Source organism: Streptomyces sp. NBC_00080, from assembly GCF_045041255.1.
Taxonomy (GTDB): domain Bacteria; phylum Actinomycetota; class Actinomycetes; order Streptomycetales; family Streptomycetaceae; genus Streptomyces; species Streptomyces coriariae.
The window spans coordinates 2795972-2820423 of record NZ_CP108235.1; the positions used below are offsets into that span (position 1 = coordinate 2795972).

At 71.5% G+C, this 24452-nt stretch carries 15 protein-coding genes; 6 read left to right on the top strand and 9 right to left on the bottom strand.

Translation table 11 applies throughout. The features are described 5' to 3' along the window. Positions 1 to 7: 7 nt before the first annotated feature. Together OHU34_RS12175 and OHU34_RS12180 are read left to right on the top strand one after the other, a co-directional pair. Positions 8 to 982 carry a hypothetical protein gene (locus OHU34_RS12175; protein WP_230194528.1) on the top strand — a complete coding sequence of 325 codons (975 nt, stop codon included), beginning with the start codon at positions 8 to 10 and terminating at the stop codon, positions 980 to 982. Continuing rightward, positions 979 to 1698 (top strand): hypothetical protein, encoded by a 720-nt coding sequence (locus tag OHU34_RS12180; RefSeq protein WP_405766266.1) that lies wholly within the window; start codon positions 979 to 981, stop codon positions 1696 to 1698. The genes OHU34_RS12175 and OHU34_RS12180 overlap by 4 nt, the downstream gene beginning before the upstream one ends. A gap of 38 nt (positions 1699 to 1736) precedes the next feature. Here OHU34_RS12180 and OHU34_RS12185 read toward each other — a convergent pair whose 3' ends face one another. Further along, entirely contained in the window at positions 1737 to 3671 is a 1935-nt protein-coding gene (locus tag OHU34_RS12185; RefSeq protein ID WP_405766269.1) for an acyl-CoA dehydrogenase family protein, read from the bottom strand. 413 nt (positions 3672 to 4084) lie between these two features. Between OHU34_RS12185 and OHU34_RS12190 the strand changes: the two genes are divergently transcribed. The 3 genes from OHU34_RS12190 to OHU34_RS12200 all read left to right on the top strand — a co-directional run bounded on the left by OHU34_RS12190 (position 4085) and on the right by OHU34_RS12200 (position 8566). Next, positions 4085 to 5098 carry a LacI family DNA-binding transcriptional regulator gene (locus OHU34_RS12190; protein ID WP_142266421.1) on the top strand — a complete coding sequence of 338 codons (1014 nt, stop codon included), beginning with the start codon at positions 4085 to 4087 and terminating at the stop codon, positions 5096 to 5098. Between the two features lie 74 nt (positions 5099 to 5172). Further along, positions 5173 to 7215 carry a TIM-barrel domain-containing protein gene (locus tag OHU34_RS12195; RefSeq protein WP_230194530.1) on the top strand — a complete coding sequence of 681 codons (2043 nt, stop codon included), beginning with the start codon at positions 5173 to 5175 and terminating at the stop codon, positions 7213 to 7215. A 163-nt stretch (positions 7216 to 7378) separates the two neighbouring features. Further along, entirely contained in the window at positions 7379 to 8566 is a 1188-nt protein-coding gene (locus tag OHU34_RS12200; RefSeq protein ID WP_405766272.1) for a sulfotransferase family protein, read from the top strand. 27 nt (positions 8567 to 8593) lie between these two features. Here OHU34_RS12200 and OHU34_RS12205 read toward each other — a convergent pair whose 3' ends face one another. The 7 genes from OHU34_RS12205 to OHU34_RS12235 all read right to left on the bottom strand — a co-directional run bounded on the left by OHU34_RS12205 (position 8594) and on the right by OHU34_RS12235 (position 19668). Next, positions 8594 to 9307, bottom strand: coding sequence for a GH12 family glycosyl hydrolase domain-containing protein (locus OHU34_RS12205; protein ID WP_142266418.1), 714 nt, complete (start codon positions 9305 to 9307; stop codon positions 8594 to 8596). Positions 9308 to 9333: 26 nt separating this feature from the next. Then, complete coding sequence (locus OHU34_RS12210) at positions 9334 to 11577, bottom strand: glycosyl hydrolase family 95 catalytic domain-containing protein (RefSeq protein ID WP_405766276.1); 2244 nt, start codon at positions 11575 to 11577, stop codon at positions 9334 to 9336. After that, positions 11574 to 13553 carry a beta-galactosidase gene (locus OHU34_RS12215; RefSeq protein ID WP_405766280.1) on the bottom strand — a complete coding sequence of 660 codons (1980 nt, stop codon included), beginning with the start codon at positions 13551 to 13553 and terminating at the stop codon, positions 11574 to 11576. Before OHU34_RS12215 ends, OHU34_RS12210 begins: the two co-directional genes overlap by 4 nt. Further along, the gene (locus OHU34_RS12220; RefSeq protein WP_405766282.1) at positions 13550 to 15745 is read right to left on the bottom strand and encodes a WD40/YVTN/BNR-like repeat-containing protein; all 2196 of its coding nucleotides are present in this window, start codon (positions 15743 to 15745) and stop codon (positions 13550 to 13552) included. The genes OHU34_RS12215 and OHU34_RS12220 overlap by 4 nt, the downstream gene beginning before the upstream one ends. A 236-nt stretch (positions 15746 to 15981) precedes the next feature. Further along, on the bottom strand, positions 15982 to 16917 hold the full coding sequence (locus tag OHU34_RS12225; RefSeq protein ID WP_142266414.1) for a carbohydrate ABC transporter permease: 936 nt from the start codon (positions 16915 to 16917) through the stop codon (positions 15982 to 15984). Then, positions 16914 to 17948 (bottom strand): sugar ABC transporter permease, encoded by a 1035-nt coding sequence (locus OHU34_RS12230; protein ID WP_142266413.1) that lies wholly within the window; start codon positions 17946 to 17948, stop codon positions 16914 to 16916. Before OHU34_RS12230 ends, OHU34_RS12225 begins: the two co-directional genes overlap by 4 nt. A gap of 25 nt (positions 17949 to 17973) precedes the next feature. Continuing rightward, positions 17974 to 19668, bottom strand: coding sequence for an extracellular solute-binding protein (locus tag OHU34_RS12235; RefSeq protein WP_142266412.1), 1695 nt, complete (start codon positions 19666 to 19668; stop codon positions 17974 to 17976). Between the two features lie 325 nt (positions 19669 to 19993). Between OHU34_RS12235 and OHU34_RS12240 the strand changes: the two genes are divergently transcribed. Beyond that, entirely contained in the window at positions 19994 to 22876 is a 2883-nt protein-coding gene (locus OHU34_RS12240; protein ID WP_142266411.1) for a glycoside hydrolase family 3 C-terminal domain-containing protein, read from the top strand. A 97-nt stretch (positions 22877 to 22973) separates the two neighbouring features. Here OHU34_RS12240 and OHU34_RS12245 read toward each other — a convergent pair whose 3' ends face one another. Next, a complete protein-coding gene (locus OHU34_RS12245) occupies positions 22974 to 24419 on the bottom strand; it encodes an aldehyde dehydrogenase family protein (RefSeq protein WP_057601458.1) in 1446 nt (481 codons plus the stop codon). Positions 24420 to 24452 lie beyond the last annotated feature (33 nt).

Genomic DNA, 24452 nt, shown 5'->3' on the forward strand with positions numbered 1-24452 from the left:
ACCCCAGGTGACGCATCGCTTCACGCAGGAGATCCTCGACCATCCGGAGGTGGAGGTGGGCGGCAAGTACGTCGGGTTCATCCGGGGCACGAAGCGGTCCGAGCGCCTGGACGAGCGCCACGAGGCGATGGAGCGGCTGGAACTGCACGTCGTGGACTACATCGACGACGGGCCGCGGGCGGACCGCACCCCCACGTTCCACCGCGGCGACACCGAGTTCCAGATCCAGGAGTTCCGGCGGCTGGAGAAGCGGTACCCCGAGATCGAGCATCTGGGCAGCTGGCACAGTCACCATCCCAACCAGCTGCGCAACCTCAGCCCCGGGGACATCGAGGGATACCGGGACACGGTGAACGCCCAGGGGCACAACCACGACTTCTTCTTCGCCAGCCTGGGCACGGACAGCCGCGGTTTCGCGTCGGCCCGGCACTTCCTCTTCGTCCGGGGCGACCGGCACTACTACGAGCTGACGGCAGAGAACCTGATCGTGACCGAGGGGCCGCCCGACCCCACGGGCTCGGCGGGCTCGGCGGGCTCGGCGGGCGGGATCGTCGCGGTGCCCGACCCGGCGGCGCAGGGGCCCGTGCCGCTGTCGGTGCCGGGCTGGACCGACTCGCCCCAGGGCCAGGAACGGCTGGCCCGTGACCGGGACCTGATAGCGAAGTACAGCGGGCTGCGCCATGTCGTCCGCTCGGACAGGATCGCGGTGACCGGCCAGGTGGTCTGGGCCGGCCGGGTCCCGGTGACCGTGCATGTGCTGTACCCGTCCTCGGCGCACACCACCGACGGGCTGCTGAAGGTGACCGTCGCGGGGAACCAGACCCTCGAGGTCAGCCTGACCGGCGACCGGTCCGGCGATCTCGCCTTCGCGCTCAAGGCGGTGGAATCCATCGCCCAGTGCGCGGCCGACATCCATCACCGGGCCCTGCACCGGCCGGCCGGGCCGGCCGCCCGGGGCGGACAGAGCGGACCCCGGCCATGAGCACGACCACGAACCGGCGCACCATCGCCCTGACCCATCGTGAACCGCCCGCCTTCCTCGGCGAGTCGGTGGGCTCGTCGCTCGGTGAGCTCCAGCGCCGCCAGTCCGCCTGGCTGGTCTCGCACAGCATCTCCGCGCCGGCGTTCACCCGCCGGCTGCTCGCGCGGGAGCCGGGCTTCGACGAGCTGACGTCGTCACAGCTGGACGCGGCCTCCGAGGTACTGACGTTCCGGCTCGGCCATGTGCAGCGCTGGCGGCTGCTGTGGGTGGTGTCCACCGACGGGCCCAGCCAGTTCACCGACGAGCGGACGGTCCGCGTGGGCGTCAGCGAGGAGACCACCCGGGAGCTGGCGACCACCATCGGTCTGGAGGCGAAGCTGGACATCCCCTTCCTCGCCGCGCAGGCCAGCGCGCAGTGGTCCCGGCTCACCAGGTCGACCATCTCGGTGAACACGGAGTCCGAGTTCACGCGGACGCTGTCGTACGACGTCCCCGAGGGCGGCCTGGACATCGCGCTGTGGCAGCTGGAGTCACAGCTCGTCAGGCGTCTCGAACTGCGGGCCGGTGCGGCCCTGCCGCCGGATCCGATGCCGCGCTGGGTCGAGCTGGCGGTGACCGCCCGGGCCAGGAGCCGGGTGATCACCGTTCCGACGAACGTGGTCCGGGTGCTCACCAGAAAGGCACCGAGCGCCGGGGGCGGCGCCGCCGGGACGTGAGTCCGCGCACGGTGGCGGAGACACGTCCCGGCGCCCGCTCAGCGGATGGGACGGTGGACGTTCGTCCGCTCGCTGGGTCCCGGTGTGGTGTCGGCGATCCAGGGGCCGTCCCCGGACGGGTCGATGATGCCGTGCTCCAGCCACTCGTAGGTGCCGGCCATGACGCCCTTGACGACCTTGCCGTCCACGTCGTCGGTGTTGCTCCAGAGCCGGCCGAAGAGCTCGTCGACGCGGATCCGGGACTGGCGGCAGAAGGCGTCGGCGAGCTGGTAGGCCTCCCGGCCGTTCTCGCCGCGCGAGCGCAGCAGTTCGGCGCGCACGCAGGCCGCGCTCATCGCGAACAGCTCCGCGCCGATGTCGACGATCCGGCCGAGGAAGGCCTGCTTGGTCTCCATCCGGCCCTGCCAGCGGGACATGGCGTAGAAGGTGGAGCGGGCGAGCTTGCGGGAGTGCCGCTCGACGTGCCGCAGATGCGGGGAGAGGTCGATGCCGTGCTTGAACTCCGCATAGGAGGACGGCAGTTGACCCGGCCCCGCCACCAGCTTCGGCAGCCACTTGGCGTAGAAGACACCCGCGTTCGCACCCGCCCTCGCCTTGTCCTGAAGGGACTTGTCGGGGTCGATCAGGTCACCGGCGACCGAGAGGTGGGCGTCGACGGCCTCCCGGGCGATGAGCAGGTGCATGATCTCCGTCGAGCCCTCGAAGATGCGGTTGATCCGCAGGTCGCGCAGGACCTGCTCGGCGGGGACGGCCTTCTCCCCGCGGGCGGCCAGCGAGGCCGCCGTCTCGAAGCCGCGGCCGCCGCGGATCTGGACCAGCTCGTCGGCCATGCGCCAGCCCAGTTCGGAGGCGATGAGCTTGGCCAGCGCGCCCTCGATCCGGATGTCGTTGCGGTCCTCGTCCGCCATCTGGGAGGACAGGTCGAGCACCGCCTCCAGGGCGAAGGTGGTCGCCGCGATGAAGCTGATCTTCGCGCCGACGGCCTCGTGGTGGGCGATCGGCCTGCCCCACTGCTCACGGGCCGCGGACCACTCACGGGCGATCTTCAGCGACCACTTGCCCGCCGCCACGCAGGACGCGGGCAGCGAGAGCCGTCCGGTGTTGAGCGTGGTCAGGGCGATCTTCAGGCCCACACCCTCGGGGCCGATGCGGTTCGCGGCCGGGATCCGGACCTGGTGGAAGCGGGTCACGCCGTTCTCGATGCCGCGCAGGCCCATGAAGGCGTTGCGGTTCTCGACGGTGATGCCGGGCGAGTCCGCCTCCACGACGAAGGCGGTGATGCCGCCCCGGTGGCCCTCGCTCTTCGGCACCCGGGCCATCACGACCAGCAGGTCGGCGACCACACCGTTGGTGGTCCACAGCTTCACCCCGTCGAGGACGTAGTCGTCCCCGTCCGGCACCGCGCTCGTCGCGAGCCGCGCCGGGTCGGAGCCGACGTCGGGCTCGGTGAGGAGGAAGGCGCTGATGTCGGTGCGGGCGCAGCGCGGCAGGAACCGCTGCTTCTGTTCCGGGGTGCCGAACAGCTTCAGCGGCTGCGGTACGCCGATCGACTGGTGCGCCGAGAGCAGGACGCCGACCGCGGGGCTGACCGAGCCGACCAGGGCCAGCGCCTTGTTGTAGTACACCTGGGTGAGACCGAGGCCGCCGTACTTGGGGTCGATCTTCATGCCGAGGGCGCCGAGCTCCTTGAGCCCGTTGATCACCTCGTCGGGGATGCGGGCCTCACGCTCGATGAGGGCCGGGTCCACCTTCGTCTCGCAGAAGGCGCGGAGTTTCGTCAGGAACTGCTCACCGCGCCGGACGGCCTCGTCGGTGGGCAGCGGATGGGGATGGATGAGGTCCAGCCGGAAGCGGCCGAGGAACAGTTCCTTGCCGAAGCTGGGCTTGCGCCAGTCCTGCTCCCGCGCCGCCTCGGCGACCTGGCGTGCCTCGCGCTCGGTGACAGTGGGTTTCTTGAGGGGTGGTGCGGACATGAGGCTCACCTCGCCGCGAATCGGGATCTCGGGCCACATTGGTTACCGATGGGTGCTACCCGATCGTTGGTACCCGATCCGGGGCGAGGTGGCCACCCCACGCGCGTGCGTCCGGCCGGTGCCGGAGGCGTACGGCCGCGGTCCGGGTGGCCTGTTCCCTTCGAGGCTCGGCATCCGCTCCGCCGCCGGGGACGCACCCGTCGCCGGTGCGGAGCTTGCGCCGAACGAGTGGCGGCCGCGGGGGCCGGAAAAGCGTGCCGTACTGTTCTCCACCAATCCCCCACAACTCGCTGTCGAAGCGCTTCGACAACCTATGGACACCTACCCCCGCTAGAGCTACTGTCGAACCACCCTCACCCGCCCCTGTTCGCCCTGCGCACTGTCGAAGCGCTTCACAAAACTTGGAGAGCTGGATGGTCACCCTCGCCGAGGTCGCCCAGCACGCCGGAGTCTCGGCGAGCACGGTGAGCTATGTCCTCAGTGGCAAGCGGTCCATCTCCACGAACACCCGGCAGCGGGTGGAACAGAGCATCCGGGAACTCGGCTACCACCCGAACGCGGGCGCCCGCGCGCTGGCCAGCAGCAGGTCCAACATCATCGCGCTGATGATCCCGCTGCGCACCGACATCTATGTGCCGGTGATGATGGAGATCGCCATCGCGGTGGCCACCACCGCGCGCACCCATGGGTACGACGTCCTGCTGCTCACCGGCGAGGAGGGTCCCGACGCCGTCCGCCGCGTCACCGGCAGCGGGCTCGCCGACGCGATGATCCTGATGGACGTCGAACTCGACGACGAGCGGCTGCCGCTGCTGCGCTCCACCGACCAGCCGTCCGTACTGATCGGGCTGCCCGCCGACACCTCCGGTCTGACCTGCGTCGATCTGGACTTCGCGGCGACCGGCGCGCTGTGCGTGGAGCACCTGGCGATGCTGGGGCACCGTGACATCGCTGTCATCGGCGAGGCGCCGGCCGTCTACGAACGGCACACCGGCTTCGCCGAGCGCACCCTCGACGGACTCCGGTACCGGGCGAAGGAGTTGGGCCTGCGGCTGCTGCACCGCCCGTGCGAGGGCGGGTACGACGCGATGGCCGTGACCCTGGCCCGGGTCCTCGACGAGCGTCCGGGCACCACCGGGTTCGTCGTCCAGAACGAGTCGGCGGTCGAGCCGCTGCTCGCGCTGCTGCGCCAGCAGGGCCGGGCCGTTCCGGAGGACGTGTCGGTGGTGGCCATCTGCCCCGACCAGGTCGCCGTCCAGGCCTCGGTGCGGCTGACGTCGGTCGCCATCCCCGCGCAGGAGATGGGCCGGCACGCCGTGGAACGCCTCGTCGCCAAGCTGGCGGGACACGGCAACGACGAAGTCGTGCTGATCGCGCCCGAGCTGACGGTCCGGGCGAGCACGGGACCGGCGCCCACCGCCTCCTGACCCACCCCGCTCTTCCGTCGTCGCGCCCTTGCCAGGGCACCGCCATGTCTGCACTCCTTCAAGGAGCACCTCACATGAACCAGCCTGCCGAGAACCAGCCTCAGGTCAGCCTCGCGCAGTCGTCGCCCACGGTCGGCACCTTCCGTGAGCACGGCGGCGCCCTGGAGTGGAGCGGCCGCCAGGAGACCCTGCGGGTCGAGCCGTGGGGTCCGGACGCCGTCCGGGTGCGCGCCCGGCTCGGCGGGCCGATCCTCGAAGGGCTGCCGGGCGCGCTCCTCGACGAGCCGCCGGCCACCGAGAGCACCGTCAAGATCACCGATGCCGAGGGGCAGTTGACCGTCGGCACCCTCACCGTCGAGGTGAGCGCCGAGGGTGTGATCCGGTTCCTGCGGACGGACGACCGCACGGAGATCCTGGCCGAGGAACGCGCCCACTTCTGGTGGCCGGGCACCCGCCTCTACACGGCCGTCGGCAACGGCCACCACCGCCTGGAGCAGCGCTTCGCCGCCTACGACGACGAGAAGCTGTACGGTCTCGGCCAGCACCAGCACGGCCGGCTGGACCAGAAGGGCCTGGTCCTGGACCTGGTCCAGCGCAACGCCGAGGTGACCATCCCGGTGCTCACCTCCAGCCGCGGCTACACCCTGCTGTGGAACAACCCGGCGATCGGCCGGGTGGAACTGGCCGGCAACGGCACCCGCTGGGTCGCGGACTCGGCCCGGCAGATCGACTACTGGATCACCGCCGGCGCCCCCGCCGACGCCCAGCGCCGCTACAGCGCGGCCACCGGCCGCACCCCCATGCTGCCGGAGTGGGCGGCGGGGTTCTGGCAGTGCAAGCTGCGCTACCGCACCCAGGACGAACTGCTCGGCGTGGCACGGGAGTACAAGCGCCGGGGCCTGCCGCTCGACGTCATCGTGTGCGACTTCTTCCACTGGACCCACCTGGGCGAGTGGAAGTTCGACCTGTCCGAGTGGCCCGACCCGGCGGCGATGGTCCGCGAACTGGACGAGCTGGGCGTGAAGTTGGTGGTGAGCGTCTGGCCGTCCGTGTCGCCGCTGAGCGAGAACCACCCGGTGATGGAGCAGCGCGGCTATCTCATCGGCACCCAGTACGGCCCGATGGCCCACGCCGACTGGCCGGACAAGGGCGTCGCGTCGACGGTCCAGGTGGCGTTCTACGACGCGACGAACCCCGATGCCCGGGAGTTCGTGTGGTCGAAGATCCGCGACAACTACCTGGCACCGTACGGGATCACGGCCTTCTGGCTGGACGCCTGCGAACCGGAGCTGAAGCCCGGCTTCCAGGAGAACCTGCGCTACTGGGCGGGTCCGGGCCTGGAGGTCGGCAACATGTACCCGGCCGAGAACGCCCGCACCTTCCACGAGGGTCTGCGCGCCTGCGGCGAGGACGAGATCATCAGCCTCAACCGCTCGGCGTGGGCGGGCAGCCAGCGCTACGGCGCCGCCCTGTGGTCCGGTGACATCGGTACCGACTTCGCGACCCTGCGCCGGCAGATCGCGGCCGGCCTGAACACCGCGCTGTCGGGCATCCCGTGGTGGAACACCGACATCGGCGGCTTCCACGGCGGCGACCCCGGCGACCCGGCGTACCAGGAGGTGATGGTCCGCTGGTTCCAGTTCGGCGCGGTGTCCCCGCTGATGCGGCTGCACGGCTTCCGCGACCCGGGCATGCCGCTGGGCCCGGACATGACCGGCGGCCCGAACGAGGTGTGGTCGTACGGCGAGGCGGCCGGCACGGTGCTGGAGAAGTACCTGCGGCTGCGCGAGCGGCTCAAGCCGTACGTCCTGCGGGTGATGCGGGAGGCCCACGAGGAGGGGCTGCCGCCGATGCGGCCGCTGTTCCTGGAGTTCCCGGACGACCAGGCGACCTGGTCGGTGGACGACTCCTACCTCTTCGGCCGGGACCTGCTCGTCGCCCCGGTGCTGACCGCGGGCGCCACGGCCCGCACGGCCTACCTCCCGGCCGGCGCGACCTGGACGGACGCGTGGACGGGCGAGACGTACGAGGGCGGCGAGGCCGTGACCGTCGACGCCCCGCTGGACCGCCTTCCGCTGTTCCTGCGGGACGGGGCGCGGCTGCCGGTGACGGAGTAGCCGCGCGGGGAGCAGAACCCGGGCGGCCGGTCCCGGACCAGGGAGGGACCGGCCGCCCGTAAAACCTGAGTCATCGGTTAACTCCCGTTGAGAAAAAGGCGAGTTGGCTGGGTAAGGGACCACCCGTCCGCTGCCCGTCCCCGCTTCGAAGGGTGTCCCGCCCATGTCCTCACCCCCGCTCGCCCTCACCCTGGCCAATCTGCTGCTCCGGCCGGGCCACGGCTCCCGGCGCACCCCCGACCGGGTCTTCGGCCGTCTCCTCGCCGGGGCCGGACAGGCCGACGGCGATCAGCGGTTCGTCGACGACCTCCGGCTGCTGCTGCGCCACTGGTCCCGGGACGAGAACCTCACGCCGGTCGGCTGGTGGTCCGCGCAGGGCCATGTCCGCAGGCATCTCGCCAACCGCGCGCGGGTCCGGCGGCTCGTCGCCGAGCACCCGGGGATCGCCCGGGAGCCCATCGAGAGGCCGGTGTTCGTGGTGGGTCTGCCACGCACCGCCACCACCCTGACGCACGGCGTACTGTCCCTCTCGGAGCAGCACCGATGTCCCCTGTTGTGGGAGTTACTGACACCGGACCTGGAGGGACCGGCCGAGCGGCGCGGGAAGGCGGTCACCGCCGCGCGTCTGATGGTCGGCGGCATCGACCTGTTCGCCCCGCGCTACCGCGACATCCACCCGCTGGTCGCCGAGGGCCCCGAGGAGTGCACGTTCGCTCTCCCGCACACCGTCATGCCGCTGTCCCAGGCCCGCATCCCGGCCTACCGGGCCGCGCTCGACGAGCGGGACTACGTCCCCGACTACGCGTACCTCAAGCAGATCTACCAGGTGCTCCAGTACGGCCGGCCCCGCCGCCGCTGGGTGCTGAAGTCGCCCCTGCACACCGGGAACCTCGACGCGTTGCTCACGGTCTTCCCGGACGCCACCCTGGTGTGGACCCACCGCGACCCGGCCGCCGTCGTGGCGTCCTTCTGCAGCCTGATCGAGCACGGGATGGCCATCACCGCGCGCCCCGTCGACCTGCACGGCCTGGGGGCCACCTGGCTGGAGCTGCTGAGCCGCTCGGTGCGGCGCGGTCTCGCGGCCCGGTCCGCCGTCGCCCGCGAGGCGCTCGTCGACGTCCCGTACTCCTGGCTGGGCTCCGATCCGGCCGTCGGCGCCCCGAAGCTCTACGCGGCCGTCGGCGCCCGCTGGACCGACGCCGACGCGGCCCGGCTCCCGGCGGTCGTCTCCCGTCCCAGGGGTGCCCGGCCGCACAGCTACGACCTGTCCCGGTACGGCCTGACCCGCGCCGACGTCGACTCGGCCTTCGCCGGCTACAACGCGCTGCGGGCCGAGGTCGACCGGGCGTAGGAACGCCGGCCGGCCCCGGCCCCGACGTCAGCTGCTGCTGACGGTGAGGTTGTTGGTCACGAAGTCCAGCCCGCCGGAGGACGAGGTGATCTCGTATCCGAACTGCACGTCCCCGATGGTCTCGTTGCCGAACCAGCCCTTCGTGTCCTTGATCCACTTCAGGATCGGCAGGATGCTGACGGTGCCGGACGAGGAGTCGGACGTGCGCAGGAACGAGAACACCTCGTTCGCGCCGTTGTCGCCCTTGTAGACGGTCCAGGTGTGGCCGCCGAGGGTGACGTTGCCCTGCGACGTGCCGAGCGGGCCGACGGCGCCGTTGTAGTTCACCCAGAGCATGATCTCGTAGTCGTAGTCCGTGTCCCAGATGTCGTACGACGTGTTGTAGGCGCCGGACGACGGGACCGTGACGTTGTAGCTGCTGGACAGTGAGCCGAGCGAGGTGATCGTCTTGTTGATCACCTTCTTGGAGTTGGGGTAGGACTTGATGCCGCCGGTGTTGGGGTGGTTGGCCCAGACGCCCCAGTTGGTACCGGAGTTGGCCCAGACGCACTGGCTGCCGGCGCCGGAGCCCCAGATGTTGTTGTACAGCGTGTAGCCGTTCAGGCTGGTGTTGCCCCACTGGTCGCAGGAGTTCCAGACGGCGGCCTGGGCGGGGGCGGCGGCGAGTCCGACGGTCGCGCCGAGGGCGAGCGCCGGGGCCAGCAGGGCCTTGCCGACCCTGCTCAACGTACGTGTTGCCATGGTGTCCCTTCCATGGGTGGGGGGAGTCACCACGTCCCCGAGGTGAGGACGTGGTCTTCTCCGGCGACCAGGTCGAGCGGCGATGCGCCGCCGGAGGAAGTCCGGACTTCGATGCGGTGACCGCGCCGCGGCCGCAGGACGGCCCGGCTGCCGTCGGGACCCCAGGAGAGGTCGAGTTCGGCGCCGAACCGGGTTCGCACACCCCGCAGTTCGCCCGACGGGAGCGCCGGGGGGAGCGCCGGCAGCAGGACCAGCCGGTCGGGGGTCGACTGGACGAGCATCTCGATCAGCACGGCGGGGAGGGTGTGCGCGGCGTCGGCGTTGTACACGTCGCGGTGGGGGTAGTGGGCGCTCATCAGGGAGGCGTGGAAGAAGTCGCCGTCCAGGACCTCGCCGAGGGCGTGGGCGACCCGCCTGCCGTCCCGCAGACGGGCCGCGATCAGCGCGTGGTGCAGATGGCCGTGCGCGGAGTCGTTCTCGGCGCCGCGCAGTTCGAGGGCGCGGCGGGCGGCGGCGGCCGGCTCCGGGGTGTCGTAGGGGTTGATCTCGTCGAGGGGCCAGACGCCGTAGAGGTGGCTCAGGTGGCGGTGGTCGTAGGTGTCGTCGAGGCCGGGCCTGGCCCATTCGGCGAGGGCGCCGTCGGCGTTGATCCGGTGCGGCGGGAGGCGGTCGGCGAGGGCACGCCAGCGGCCGGCGCGCTCGGGGTCGTCCGGGTGGTACGCGGCGGCGGTGAGCAGCGCGTGCCGGGCCGCCGAGAGGTCCATGGCCGCGTTCACGGCGCCCCAGCTGCCGCCGGTGGGCCGGTTCTCCGGCGAGTAGGACGGGACGACGACGAGCGGTCCCTCGGGGTCGTGGGGGTCGGTGCGGGTGAGGAAGTCCTCGTAGAAGCGGGCGACTTCGGCGAGGGCGGCGGCGGTGCGCGGGTCGCGTCCGCCGCGGGTCTCGTCGTGGTCGACGAGGGGTTTGAGCAGCCAGTCGGCGCCGGCCGTCCACAGGTGGAGCGGGTATTCGCGGCTGAAGTGGTACGTCAGCCCGGACTCGCCGTCGGAGTGCGCGGGCGCGACCGCGCCCCGGGCGCCGAAGACCGCGCGGGCGTTCTCCCGCCAGTCGTCGAGTTGCCGGTGGACGAGGGAGGCCAGCGCGTCGGTGACTTCGGGGAGCGCGGCGGCCGCGGCGCAGGCCGTCTGGAGGTTGACGTTGGCGTCGTTGGTGAACGCCCCGGACCAGGCGGTGCCCCAGTCGCCGGTCCACAGTCCCGGCAGCCGGGGCGGGTTGAGGCCGGAGGAGGAGAGGAGGTGGTAGCGCCCCGCCGCGAAGAGCCGCTCGAGCAGCGCCCTGCTGCGGGGGCGTTCCAGCAGCTCGGAGCCGGGGAGCGCGCGCTCGTCCGGCTCGGCGTGGAGGTCGAGGGTGACGCGCTGGTAGGCGGTGCGGTGCAGCGGGAGGTGGCGGGCGAGCAGCTCGTCGTAGAGCTGCGGCAGCTCGCCCAGGGCGCGCTGTTCCCCGGTGACGTCCAGTTCGCCGGTGTGTCTGCGGACGCGGGTGAGCAGCAGCACGGACTCCGCGCCGGTGACCCGCACGCCGGGGTGGGTGATCCGGGTGCGGCCGCCGGTGACGACGACGAGCGTCACGCCCGTGTAGGCACGGTCGCTGTCCGGGTAGCGGGCGCGCAGGGTGAGCAGGGCGCCGTCCGGGGTGAGGACGGACCCCTGGCCGACGGCGAGGCCGACGGGTGCGCCCGGCAGCCGGTGGTCCAGCCAGATGTCCAGGTCGAGACCGGTGACCTGCTGGACGATCACGTCGTCGGCGCGGGAGACGAAGACCCGGCTGGTGCCTCCCGCGCAGGTGGCGGTGGCCTCGCCGGTGGTGAAGTCGACGGTCCGCAGGTGGTGGGCGCGCGGCTCGTCCGAGGAGGCTCTCAGCCGTATCTGGAAGGCCGGGTGGAAGGGCTGGACCCATTGCAGGGGCCGGTGGTCGGTGAAGCTCTCGGCGGCCTCCCACTCTCCGGCCAGCAACTTGTCCTGGAGTGACGGGAGTTCGGCGGCGAGTTCGGGCGGACGGGCGTGTTCGGCGCCGTTGGGGCGGACCAGGGTGTGGTGGGTGACGACGATCCGGTCGTCGTACGGATCGCCGAACGTGAGGGTGCCGTGCCGGCCGTTGCCGCTGAGGAAGGCGTCCTCCCAGCGGTCGGCGGGCCGGTACTCGTGGGTTGCGTGCACGGGGCGGTCGGCGCCCGGGAGGCCGGGGTGCGCACGCGAAGAGGCGTCGGTCATGAACGCAACACCACCACGCCGTGGCGGCCCAGCGTGATCTCGTCCGTGCGGGAGGTCCCGGTCAGCAGGTCGTGGTGGGTTCCCGGGAGCCGGACGGTCACCGGCTCCCGGCCGTGGTGGAGAAGGAACAGCAGTTCACCCCGGCGTACGGCCTCGACTTCCGGCGGGAGACCTTCGAGAACGGGCCGGGCGCCCGCGTCGGCGGCGATGCCGGCGAGCAGCGCGCGGAAGGCCTCGGGCTCGGGGAGGGTGGAGACGTACCAGGCGCGGTCGCGGCGCAGGACGGCGGGCAGTCCGTCGAGTTCGCCGCCCTTGTAGCGGCTTGCCACCGCGTCCGGTTCGGCTTCCAGCTCCTCCGACCACAGGGTCCCGCGAAAGCCGTCGGTCTCGACGTGCTCCCCCGCCTCCAGGGGCCACCACTCGTGCAGGGTGCGGATGCCGAACAGCTCGCGCAGGCGGGGGTCCATCCCGCCGGGGCGGACCCGGTCGTCCTCGTCGGCCACGCCGGTCAGGAAGCCGGCCACGAGGGTGCCGCCGCCGCGGACGTAGGCCAGCAGGTTGTCGATGGCCGCGTCCGTCAGTGCGTACAGCTGGGGGACGACGACCAGCCGGTAGCGGCCGAGGTCGTGCCCGGGGTGGGCGAAGTCGGTGGTGAGGTGGCTCTCCCACAGGGCGCGGTGCCAGGCGTGCAGGACGGCCGGGTGGTCGACGTGGGTGGAGGGGCGGCCGTCCTGGGCGCCGGCCCACCAGGCGTGCCAGTCGTGCAGGATCGCGACGTCCGCGCTGATGTGACTTTCCGTCACCTCAGCGCCGATCCGGGCGAGTTCGGCTCCGAGCTGCTTGATCTCCTGGAAGGTACGGCCCCGCTCCCCCGCGTGGCTGACCATCCCGGAGTGGAACTTCTCGGCGCCCTGACGGGACTGGCGCCACTGGAAGTAGCAGACGGCGTCCGCGCCGCGGGCCACGGCCTGCAGGGACCAGAGCCGGTTGAGACCGCGCGGCTTGGGGTGGTTCACCCCGCGCCAGTTGACCGGTCCCGCCGCCTGTTCCATCAGCATCCAGGGGCCGCGCGCCTGGGAGCGGGTCAGGTCCTGCACGAGCGCCCCGTGCTGGGCGCCCAGCGGGTCCCGCGGGTCGGGGTAGAGGTCGACGGAGACGACGTCCTCCTCCTCGGCCCAGCGCCAGGCGTCCTGGCCGAGGAAGAGCGGCATGAAGTTGGTGGTGACCGGGATGTGCGGAGTGTGCCGGGCGACGATGTCACGCTCGGCGAGGTAGCACTCCAGAAGCATGTCGGAGGTGAAGCGCCTGAAGTCCAGCACCTGAGTGGGGTTCTTCAGGTAGTGGGCACGGCGAGCCGGTAGAACCGCCTCCCAGCTGTCGTAGCGCTGGCTCCAGAAGTCCGTGCCCCAGGCGGTGTTGAGGGCGTCCGGGGTGCCGTACTTCTCGCGCAGCCAGCGGCGGAAGGCGACGGCCGCCTCGTCGCCGTGATCGGCCGTGCAGTACTCGTTGTTGATGTGCCACATCGTGAGGGCGGGGTGGCCGCCGTAGCGGGCGGCCAGGTCCTCGGTGATGGCGGCGGCGTGCCGGCGGTAGGTGGCGCTGGAGTGCGAGAAGTGCTGCCGTCCGCCCCACCACTCGATGTCGCCGTTCTCGTCGCGGGGCAGGGTGTCCGGGTACAGCCGGCCCAGCCACGGGGGCGGGGCGGAGGTGGGGGTGGCGAGGACGACGCCGATGCCGTTCGCGTGCATCAGGTCCATCAGCGTGTCGAGCCAGCCGAACTCCCGCGCGCCCGGCTCGGGTTCGAGCCGGGACCAGGAGAAGACACCGAGGGTGACCGAGTTGACCCCGGCGTCCCGCATGAGCCGGACGTCCTCGTACCAGGTCTCCTCGGGCCACTGCTCGGGGTTGTAGTCGCCGCCGAAGAGGATGCGGCCGCGGGTGGCGTCGGCGAGAGAGGGCCGGTCGAGGGCGGTCATCGGACGGGCTCCCCGTACTGGATGCCCCTGCCGTTGGTGGCGATGTACACCCGGCCGTGGATCCGCGGGTCGGCGGCGATGGTCGCGCCGATCCAGCCCCACTGGTGCCGGTCGTCGTTGATCCGCACCCAGCTCCGCGCGCCGTCGTCGGAGCGGTACACGGCGGTGATCGCCTCCGTGGCGCCGACCTGGTAGACCGCCGGGTACGCGGCGCCGTCGGCGGCCTTCCCGAAGGCGACGGTGTACGAGGCCCAGCAGCTGGTCAGCTCGGCGAAGCTCGCACCGCCGTCGGTGGATCGGTACAGGCCGTTCCACTTGGTGCTCAGCCACAGGTCGCCGGAGCGCCCCGGGGCCGCGGTCAGCTGGAACTGGCTGTCGCCGGAGGGCAGTCCGCCCGCCCGCGCGGTGAAGGTGAGGCCGGCGTCGGTACTGGCGAACAGGGTTCCCGTGTCGGTGTCGTACGCGTAGAAGCGGGCCGGGTCGGCCGGGTCGGCGAGCGGGGTGGCGCCCTTGGGGAAGGTGGCGACCTCGGACCAGGTCGCCCCGTTGTCCGCGGAGCGCTGGGCGGGGTACTTGGTGCCGTCCCAGTGCACGAAGGTCCACAGCAGGACGCTGCCGTCGGTGTTCGTGGCGATGGGCCCCGGTGCGTCCTTGGCGAGGGCGGGCTGGGCCGCGAAGGGCGCCCAGGATCTGCCGCCGTCGGCCGACCACGCGCCGTTGCCGTGGTCTCCCCAGCCGGTGCGGACGACGTACGACGGCCGGTCCGCGGCCTGCGCGAGCCCCGTGACCGTCCCGAACACGGGGTTCGTCGCCATGCCCCGGGACGGCGAGGCGGTGAGCCGCTCGTGGTACATCACCCCGACGTCCCCGAGGCCGCTGATCAGGTGCGCCTGTCCGGTCGGGGGCGAGATCAGCTGCCGTACGGAGGTCTCCTCCAGGCCGCGGATCTGCGGGGCCCAGTGCTTGAGGTCCCGGGTGCCGTAGAGCGTGGCGCCGGTACCGAAGACGACGTGCTTCGAGTCGTACGGGTCGACGGCGACGGCCTGGATCCACCAGCCGAACTTGGGCGCGTCGGTGCCGAAGGTGAGGAACGGGGTCTCGGACACGTCGAGGACCGCCGTGTCCTTGAGCGACGTCCAGGTGCGGCCGCCGTCCGTGGTCCGGTACAGGGTGTCCACCGCCGACCAGCGGTTGTTGGTGGAGACGACGACGGTGCCGGGGCGCCGGGCGTCCACGGCGACGCCGCCGTAGCCGAAGGTGTCACCGGCCGCGGGCCGGGCCGGGGTGACGTCGGTCCACCTGCCGCTCGCGGTCGCCAGCTTGTGCACGCTGCCGTCCGCCTGGCCGTTGGGGCCGGGTGCGTCGGCGTACGTCACGTACAGCTCGCCGGTGAGGCGGTCGTGGGCGGCGCGGACGGGCACCTTGGCGGAGCTGCCGGTGGGCCGGCCGGGGACGGCTTCCCAGGTGGTGCCGTCGGCGGTCCGGTACAGGTTGGCGCTCGTCCCGTCGGAGTCGCCCCAGCCGGCGTAGAGGGTACGGCCGGCGGCGACGAGCAGGGTGACGCCCTGGCCGCTCGCGCTCGGGGTGCCCGGGAAGCCGGTGGCGGTCGCCCAGGTGGCGCCCCGGTCGGTGGACCTGAGGAGCCCGTCGTGCCGGGTCCCCAGCCACAGGGTGTCACTGTCCCGCGGATCGACCAGCAGCCGCTCCCCCGCGCCCCGGCCGTCCTCGTTGCCGCCGAGCTTCACGGTGAGGTCGCTGCGGGTCCAGGTGACGCCGCGGTCCTCGGAGCGCAGGACGGCTCCGTTGCCCGCCCAGGACTGGGCGTAGGTGCCGAGGGCGAGGTAGACGCGGTCCGGGTGCGCGGGGTCGACGGCGAGGGCCTCCACGCCGAGCAGGTTCCAGTCGTCCCACCCGAGGTGGTCGGTGAGCGGGGTCCAGCGGGCGTCGCGGTCGTCCCAGCGGTAGGCGCCGCCGATGTCGGTACGGGCGTACGCGAGCCCTCGGACGGCCGGATGGAAGAGCACACCGGTGACGAATCCGGTGCCGCCGATCACGGCGTTGCGCCACCGGTAGGCGGGGGCGGCGGTCCCGGCGGCCCGGGCGAGCCCCTGCCCGGCGGGCAGCGCGGTGATCGCGGCGGCGGCCGCGGTTCCGGCGAGGAGCGTGCGGCGGCTTGGGGAGGGCATGGGCATGAGGTACCTCGCTGGGGGTCGTGGACCTGGGAGTTCGTTCGGTGCCGTGGGCTGGTGCCGGCCGGGGTGGGGTCACTCGCCCCGCGCCGCCCCACCGGCACGACTGCCTGCGGCTGAGAGGGGGGCGGGGCGACGGGCGGCTGCAACCCCCGAGGGGCGCGGGGAACTGCTCGATCAGCCGCCACCCGCCCGCGGCGGAAGTACGACGGTCCGCCGCTCCTCCCCCGGAAGGGGACTCAGCCCTTGACCGCCCCCGTGAGCATCCCCTTCTTGAAATGCTTCTGGACGAACGGCGACAACACCGCCACCGGCAGCAGGGCCATCACCATGACCGCCATCTGCACGGCCAGCCCCGACAGCTGCCCCGTCTTGATCGCCTGCCCCAGCCCGACCGGTGCCTCCTGCTTCTGCACCAGCTGGATCATGACGTTCTGCAGCGGCATCATGTCCTGGTCGTTGAGGTACAGCGACGCGTTGAACCAGGCGCTCCAGTACCCGACGGCGTAGAACAGCGTGATGACGGCCAGCACCGCCCTCGACAGCGGCATGACGATCTGCCAGAGGATCCGGAAGTCCCCCGCGCCGTCGATCCGCGCGCTGTCGATGAGTTCCTGCGAGATCCCCGTGAAGAAGCCGCGCAGGACCAGGATGTTGAACACGCTGATCGCGCTCGGGAGGATCAGCGCGAGGTAGGTGTCCATCAGGCCCAGGGACTGCACCAGCAGGTAGGTGGGGATCAGGCCCGCGCTGAAGAACATCGTCGCCAGCAGGATCATCAGGATCCAGCGGTGCCCGAACGAGCCCGAGCGGGAGAGGCCGTAGGCGCACAGGACGGAGACGCCCATCGAGAAGAGCGTGCCGACGAGGGTGATCAGGACGCTGATGACCGCTGCGCGGGTGACCTGTCCGCCGCTGAGCAGCTCCCGGTAGGCGATGAAGGTGATCCCCTTGGGCACCATCACCAGCCCGCCGGCCTCGTCGATGGTCTTCCGTGACGAGAGACTGGTGACGAGGACGATCCACAGCGGGAAGAGGATAGCCAGGCAGGCGAAGGCCAGGGCGATGCCCTTGCCCGCGAGGCCGGCCCTGCTGGGCTCCTCCTCCCACACGGGCCGCGGCGGCGCCGCCCAGCGGCCGGGTGTGCGCACGGTTTTGTCGATCACGGCGGTCACTTCTGGTACACCCCCTGCTCGCCCATGAGATGGGCCACCTTGTTCGCGACGAGCACCAGGCCGAGGCTGATGACGCCCTTGATCAGACCGGCGGCGGCCGCGTAGCCGAAGTCCTGGTTGCGGACGCCGTTCCACCACACGAAGGTGTCGAGGACCTCCGACGCCCCTGGTCCGACCGCGTCGCGCTGGAGCAGGATCTGTTCGAAGCCGACGGTCAGCGCGTCGCCCACCCGCAGCACCAGCAGCAGCGCGATCACCGGGCGCAGGGCCGGAAGCGTCACGTGCCACATCCGGCGCCAGCGGTTCGCGCCGTCCATCGCGGCCGCCTCGTACAGGTCGGGGTTGACCGAGGCCAGCGCGGCGAGGAAGACGATGATGCCCCAGCCGGCGTCCTTCCAGACGCTCTGCGCGGTGATCAGGAACTTGAAGGTCTCCGGGTCGGTCATGATGTCGATGCCGTCGTACCCGTGCTGCCGCAGCAGCTGGGAGAGGATTCCCGCGCCGCCGAACAGCTGCTGGAACACGGCGATGACCAGCACCCAGGAGAAGAAGTGCGGCAGGTAGAGGATCGCCTGCGACACCGCCCGGATCCGGGGCCTGACCACGCTGTTGATGAGCAGCGCGAGCATGATCGGGATCGGGAAGTACAGCACCAGCTGGAGGAAGAACAGCACGAGGGTGTTCCGGACGGCATCCCAGAAGGCCGAGTCCTCGAAGAGCCGCTGGAAGTTCTCCAGGCCCACCCAGGGGCTGTGGAAGATGGCGACGATTCCGTTGTCGCTGACGTAGGGGTCGTAGTCCTGGAAGGCGACCACGTTGCCGAGGATCGGCACGTAGTTGAAGAGCAGGACGAGGACGACCGCCGGGAGCGTCATCAGCAGCAGGACGCGGTCCCGTCTGAGCCTGACCCGCAGACCCAGCTTCCCGGAGGACCGTTTCCCCTGGGGGCCGGTGGCGCCGCCGGGCACCACCGGGGTCTTTCCCGACTCGTCGGCCTCGGCCCTGCTCCGAGGCACCGTGCTGTGCGACACGGCCGTTCTCCTTGCCTCGCCGCCGTCAGCTCGCCGCCGTGCCGTTGTCGTCGAGCAGCTTCTGGTACCAGGCGCGCAGCTCGTCGCCGCCCTTCTTCTTCCAGTCGGAGACGGCCGCCTGCATGTCGCTGATCTTCTTGCGGCCGCGGACGATGTCGTCCTCCAGCTGCTCGAAGTTGTTGGAGAGGTTGGTCCAGCGGCTGGGCTCGGTGATCTGCATGCCGTAGAAGGCCGACTTCTTGGTGAAGGCGCCCATCCGCTGCTGCCACTCGACCTGGCCCTTGGCGATGTCCGGGAAGTCGGGGTGGGCGATGGTCGACGCCGGGCTCGCGACCATCACGAAGGCGTTGAGGACCTCCTGGTTGCCCTTGTCGTTCTTGACGGGCACCCCGTCCTTGACGCTGTAGTGCGTGCCCTCCACCCCGTAGTTGGTGAGCATGTACTCCTTGGTGCCGTACGGGGCGGCGGTGACGTTGGCGACGGCCAGCACATCGCGGATGACGGCCTCGGAGGCCTTCTTGTTGACGAAGGCGAAGATGTTGGCCGGCTGGGTGGCGTAGATGACCGGGTCGGCGTCGCCGTGGCCGAAGATGTCCATGCCCCAGATCCGGAAGTCCGGGTTCTGCGCGGCCTGCGAGGCCTGCTGCCCGTACCAGCTGGAGATGTCGTTGTTGTAGATGAGGAACTCACCGGCGGCGAACTTGGTGCTCGGGTCGACGGCCTGGCTCTTGCCCAGCTTGAAGTCCGGGTGCACGTAGCCGGCGGCGAACAGCTTGCGCGTCCACTCCAGCGCCTCGAGGTAGGAGTCCAGCTCGACGCGGTTGACGAGCTTGCCGCCCTCGAGGATCCAGCCGAGCGGCTTCTCCCCGCCGGACGGGACCCCGAAGCTGTTGAACGCGGTCCACTTCATGTCGCCGCAGGCCCACACCTTGGCCTTGGCGTTGGTGATCTCCTTGGCCAGGGCGGTGAACTCGTCCGTCGTCGTCGGGACCTCGTAGCCGTTCTTGTCGAAGAGGTCCTTGCGGTAGAAGGGCACGATGTTGGTGACGTAGGACGACGGCATCGGCAGACCGCGCAGCTTGCCGCCGAAGAGGGAGCGCTGCCAGGCGTCGGTCGGGATCGCCGCGAGGTTCGGGTACTCCTTGACCTTGTCGCCGGACAGGTACGGGCCCAGGTCGGCGAACTTGCCGAGGATGGCGCTGGGTATCTTGCCGCCCATGTTCCAGCCGGGGACGACCACCACGTCCGGCACGTCGCTGGAGGCGAGCACGGCGCCGAGCTTCTGGTCGTAGGTGTTGCCGTCCTGGTTCTGCCAGGCGACGTCGACGCCGATGAGGGCGTTCATCGCCGTGTAGTAGGCGTTGTCACCCTTCGGCGGGGAGCCCCAGAACGGCGACATCACGGTGATCTTGCCGCCCTTGCCGAGCTTCTTCGGCACCGAGGTCTTCAGGGTGGCGAGGTCGAGCTTGCTGCTGAAGCCGACCGAGGACCCGTTCTTGGACGGGATGTCGGGCGTCACCACGTTGCTGGCCACGTAGGCGGGCAGGATCTTCTTCGCGTCCTTGCCCGACGTGGTGCCGTCGCGCGAGCCGCTGTCCGTGCCGCCGCAGGCGGCAAGCAACGGCATCCCTCCGGCCACCGCGGCGGTGGCGACCGCCGTCGAGGCGAGGAAGCTTCTCCGGCTCGGGCCGGAGGAGGCGGAAGCGGCGTTCGGCGTCATTGCGTCAACCCTTCATGGCGCACCAGGACACCCGGCGGTGGCCGTCGGCTGCGGTGTCTCGAGTGGAACTGGCTGAGCTGAAGCAGTCCTCCGACGATGTTTCGATATGTCTCAGTCGAAGCGCTTCGATGTTGCTGCGAGGTTAAGTGAACACCCTGGGGTGCACAAGGGCCGCTCCCAACATTCCTCCGAGGTATCCGGGGTGACCCCTCCGTATGTGCTGCTTGAAATAGCGGTGAAGTCCCCTTGACACCCGACCCACCGTCGAATGAGCATCGAAGCGCTTCGAAAGAGCCTCCCCGCTCCACCGCAAAGGGATCCCCACGTGACCGCACACACGCCGCCCACGCCGCCTTTCCGCGATCCGCAGCTGCCGTTCGCGAAGCGCATCGACGATCTGCTGTCCCGGCTGACCCCCGAGGAGAAGGTCTCCTTCCTGCACCAGTTCGCACCCGCCGTCGAGCGGCTCGGCATCGCCGCCTTCCGCACCGGCCAGGAGGCGCTGCACGGCGTCGCCTGGATGGGCCCGGCGACGGTGTTCCCGCAGGCCGTGGGACTGGGCGCGACCTGGAACACCGACCTGGTGCGCCGGATCGGCGAGGCGGTGTCCAAGGAGGTCCGGGCGATGCGCGCCCGCGACGAGCGGGTGGGTCTGAACGTCTGGTCCCCCACCGTCAACCTGCTGCGCCACCCCCTGTGGGGCCGCAACGAGGAGGGCTACTCCGAGGACCCCCGGCTGACCTCCGCCATCGCCACCGCCTACACGCACGGTCTGCGCGGTGATCATCCGACGTACTGGCGCACGGCCCCGGTCCTCAAGCACTGGCTGGCCCACAACAACGAGACCGGCCGGGACGTCACCTCGTCCTCGGTCCGCCCGCGCGTGCTGCACGAGTACGATCTGCGCGCCTTCCGCGGATGCGTCGAGGCGGGCGCGGTGGCCGGGGTGATGCCGGCGTACAACCTGGTCAACGGCCGCCCCAACCATGTCTCGCCGTATCTGCGCGAACATCTGCGCGCCTGGACCGACCATGAGCTGCTGGTCTGCTCGGACGCGGGCGCGCCCTCCAACCTGGTGGACTCCGAGCACTACTTCGACACCCACGAGGAGGCGACGGCGGCCGCGCTCGTGGCCGGCGTGGACAGCTTCACCGACCACGGCACCGACAGCTCGAAGATCGTCGCCCGGGTCGAGGGCGCGCTGGAGCAGGGCCTGCTGACCCCCGCCGACGTCGAGGCGGCGGTCCGCCGCCAGCTCTCGGTCCGCTTCCGGCTGGGCGAGTTCGACCCGCACTACGACCCGCACGCCGGCACCGGCGAGTTCGACTCCCCGGCCCATCGCACGCTCGCCGGGGAGGCCGCCGAGCAGGCGATCGTCCTGCTGCGCAACGACGGTGTGCTGCCCCTGGCCGCCGACACCCGGATCGCGGTGGTCGGGCTGCTCGCCGACGAGTGCAAGCTCGACTGGTACAGCGGCACGCTGCTGCACCGCTCCACCCCGCTGGAGGGCCTGTACGAGCGGTTCGGCGCCGAGCGCGTGGAGTTCGCGGAGGGCGTGGACCGGGTCCTGCTCAAGACCTCCGCGGGCACGTTCCTGAAGGTCCCCACCGCCCCCGAGGCCACCGACGAGGTGCGCGGCGCCGAGGGCGCCCTCGACCCGGCGCTGCTCGCGGGCCGCACCGATCTCCCGCCGCTGACCACGGACGCGACCGGTACGGAGCTCGCGCTCGTCGACTGGGGCGAGGGCGTGCTGACCCTGCGCGCGCCCGACGGGCGCTACCTCTCCGTCGCCGAGGACGGCTACCTGCGCGCCTCCGCCGACCAGCCCGGCGGCTGGGTCGTCCAGGAGACGTTCCGCCTGGAACCGCATGCGGACGCCGACGGGAACACGGCCGGGAACACCCAAGGGCACGGTCGCCTCCTGCTGCATCTGGGTACGGGTCGCCATGTCTGTGTCGCCGCCGACGGCGTCCGGGTTGCCGGGCCGGACGAGGAGAATCCCGAGGTCGTCGAGGTCATCGTCGTCGAATCCGGCGAGGACGCAGTGACCCGCGTCACTGCCGGGGCCGACGTGGTCGTGGTCGTGGCGGGCAACGACCCGCACATCAACGGCCGGGAGACCGAGGACCGCACCACGCTGCGGCTGCCGGCCCACCAGGAGCGGTTGCTGGCGGCCGCCCGGGCGGCGAACGCGCGCACGGTGCTGGCCCTGGTGTCGGCGTATCCGTACGCGATCGAGCCGGGCCCGCTGTCCGCGGTGCTGTGGACGGCGCACGGCGGACAGGCCGCGGGCACCGCTCTCGCGCGGGTGCTGGCCGGTGACGTCTCCCCGGCCGGACGCCTCCCGCAGACCTGGTACGCGGGCGACGCCGATCTGCCCGACCTCCTCGACTACGACGTGATCGGCGCCCGTCAGACGTACCTCTACTTCGAGGGCACCCCGCTGTTCCCGTTCGGGCACGGCCTGTCGTACGCCTCGTTCTCCTACGCGGACCTGGCGGTGCGGATCGAGGAGGGCACGGCGCACGTCTCCTGCACGGTCACCAACACCGGGGACCTGACGGCCGACGAGGTCGCCCAGCTCTACACCCGCGCCGTGGACCCCTCGGTCACCCGGCCGCGCCGCGAGCTGCTGGACCACCGCCGTGTCACGCTCGCCCCGGGCGCGAGCGCGGAGCTCTCCTTCGACGTGCCGCTGTCCGCCTTCGCCTTCTGGGACGTGGCGCAGGGCCGGTGGCGTCTGGAGTCCGGCCCGTACGACCTGCTGGTCGGCGCGTCCAGCGCGGACGTCCGGCTGCGGACGACCGTCACGCTGGAGGGCGAACCGTCCGCCCCGCGCCCGGTCCGCCGGCGCGGTCTGGAGGCCGCCGACTTCGACGAGCAGAGCGGCGTCGAGATCGTCGACCGGACGAAGGTGTCGGGCGACGCGGTGACGCCGGTGGCGGGCGGGACGGGCGAACTGATCTACCGGGCCTGCGACTTCGGCACCGGCACGACGGGCGTGACGGTGACGGCGGCCGGCTCGGGCACCGTGGAGCTGTCACTCGACGGCGGGCCGGTCCTGGCCACGCTGACGCTCGCCCCGCCCACGCGGGGACCGTACGACCACCTCACCGTCGACGCGGCCCTCACCGCCGGGGGCGTCCACGATCTGCGCATCGGACTGCGCGGCCCACTGCGGCTGGCGCATGTCGGCTTCTCCGGTTGAGGGTCCGGAGGAAGCCGGTACGAAGAAGGGGTCCGGCACCGGAAGGCATCGGCGCCGGACCCCTTCGGGGAGCCTATATGAAAATGGTTCCCATGAGCTAGAGGGCGAGTCCGGTGAGGACCAGCACCCGCTCGTACGTGTAGTCGTCCATCGCGAACCGCACGCCCTCGCGCCCCACGCCGGACTGCTTGGCGCCGCCGTACGGCATCTGGTCGGCGCGGTAGGACGGCACGTCGCCGACGATGACACCGCCGACCTCCAGCGCACGGTGGGCGCGGAAGGCGACCTGGACGTCGTGCGTGAACACGCCCGCCTGGAGGCCGTACTTGGAGGAGTTGACGGCGGCGAAGGCCTCGGCCTCGCCGTCCACCTTCGTCACGGTGAGGACCGGTCCGAAGACCTCCTCGCAGGCGAGGGTGGTGTCCGCCGGTACGTCGGTGAGGACGGTCGGCGCGTAGGAGGCGCCGTCGCGCTTGCCGCCCGCGAGGAGCGAGGCGCCCGCCGCGACGGCCTCGTCCACCCAGGTCTCGACGCGCTTGGCCGCGTCCTCGCTGACCAGCGGGCCCACGTCGGTCTTGTCGTCGGAGGGGTCGCCGGTGACCTGCGCCTCGACGGCGGCGACGATGCGCGGCAGCAGCCGGTCGTACACGGAGGCGTCCGCGATGACCCGCTGCACGGAGATGCAGGACTGGCCGCCCTGGTAGTTGGAGAAGGTCGCGATGCGGCCGGCGGCCCAGTCGAGGTCGGCGTCGCTCGCGAAGTCGCCGAGGACGACGGCCGCGCCGTTGCCGCCCAGCTCCAGGGTGCAGTGCTTGCGCGGCACCGAGTCCATGATCGCGTAGCCGACCTTCTCGGAGCCGGTGAAGGAGATGACCGGCAGCCGCTCGTCCTGGACGAGGGCGGGCATCCGGTCGTTGGAGACCGGCAGGATGCTCCAGGAGCCGGCCGGCAGCTCGGTCTCGGCGAGCAGGTCACCGATGATCAGGCCGGACAGCGGGGTCGCCGGGGCCGGCTTGAGGATGATCGGCGCACCCGCCGCGATCGCCGGGGCGATCTTGTGGGCGCACAGGTTCAGCGGGAAGTTGAACGGCGCGATGCCGAGCACGACCCCCTTCGGGAAGCGCCGGGTGAGGGCGAGCCGCCCCTGGCCGCCGGCGTCGGTGTCGAGGCGCTGGGCCTCGCCGCCGTTGAACCGCCGGGCCTCCTCGGCGGCGAACCGGAACACGGAGACGGCTCGGCCGACCTCCCCCCGCGCCCACTTGATCGGCTTGCCGTTCTCGGCGGAGATCAGCCGGGCGATCTCCTCGGTGCGCTCGACGAGCCGCTTGCTGACGTGGTCGAGGGCGGCGGCGCGCACATGGGCCGGGGTGGCGGCGAACTCGTCCCGCACGGCGTACGCGGCGGCCACGGCCTCCTCGACCTGCGCGTCCGTGGGCACGCTGACCTTGCCGACGAGACGGCCGTCCCACGGCGAGGTGACGTCGAAGCTGTCCTCGCCGGTGACCTGGCGGCCGGCCAGCCAGAAGGCGTGGGTGGCCCCCACATTCTTTTCCTGGGGCATTGCGAGTCCCGGCCC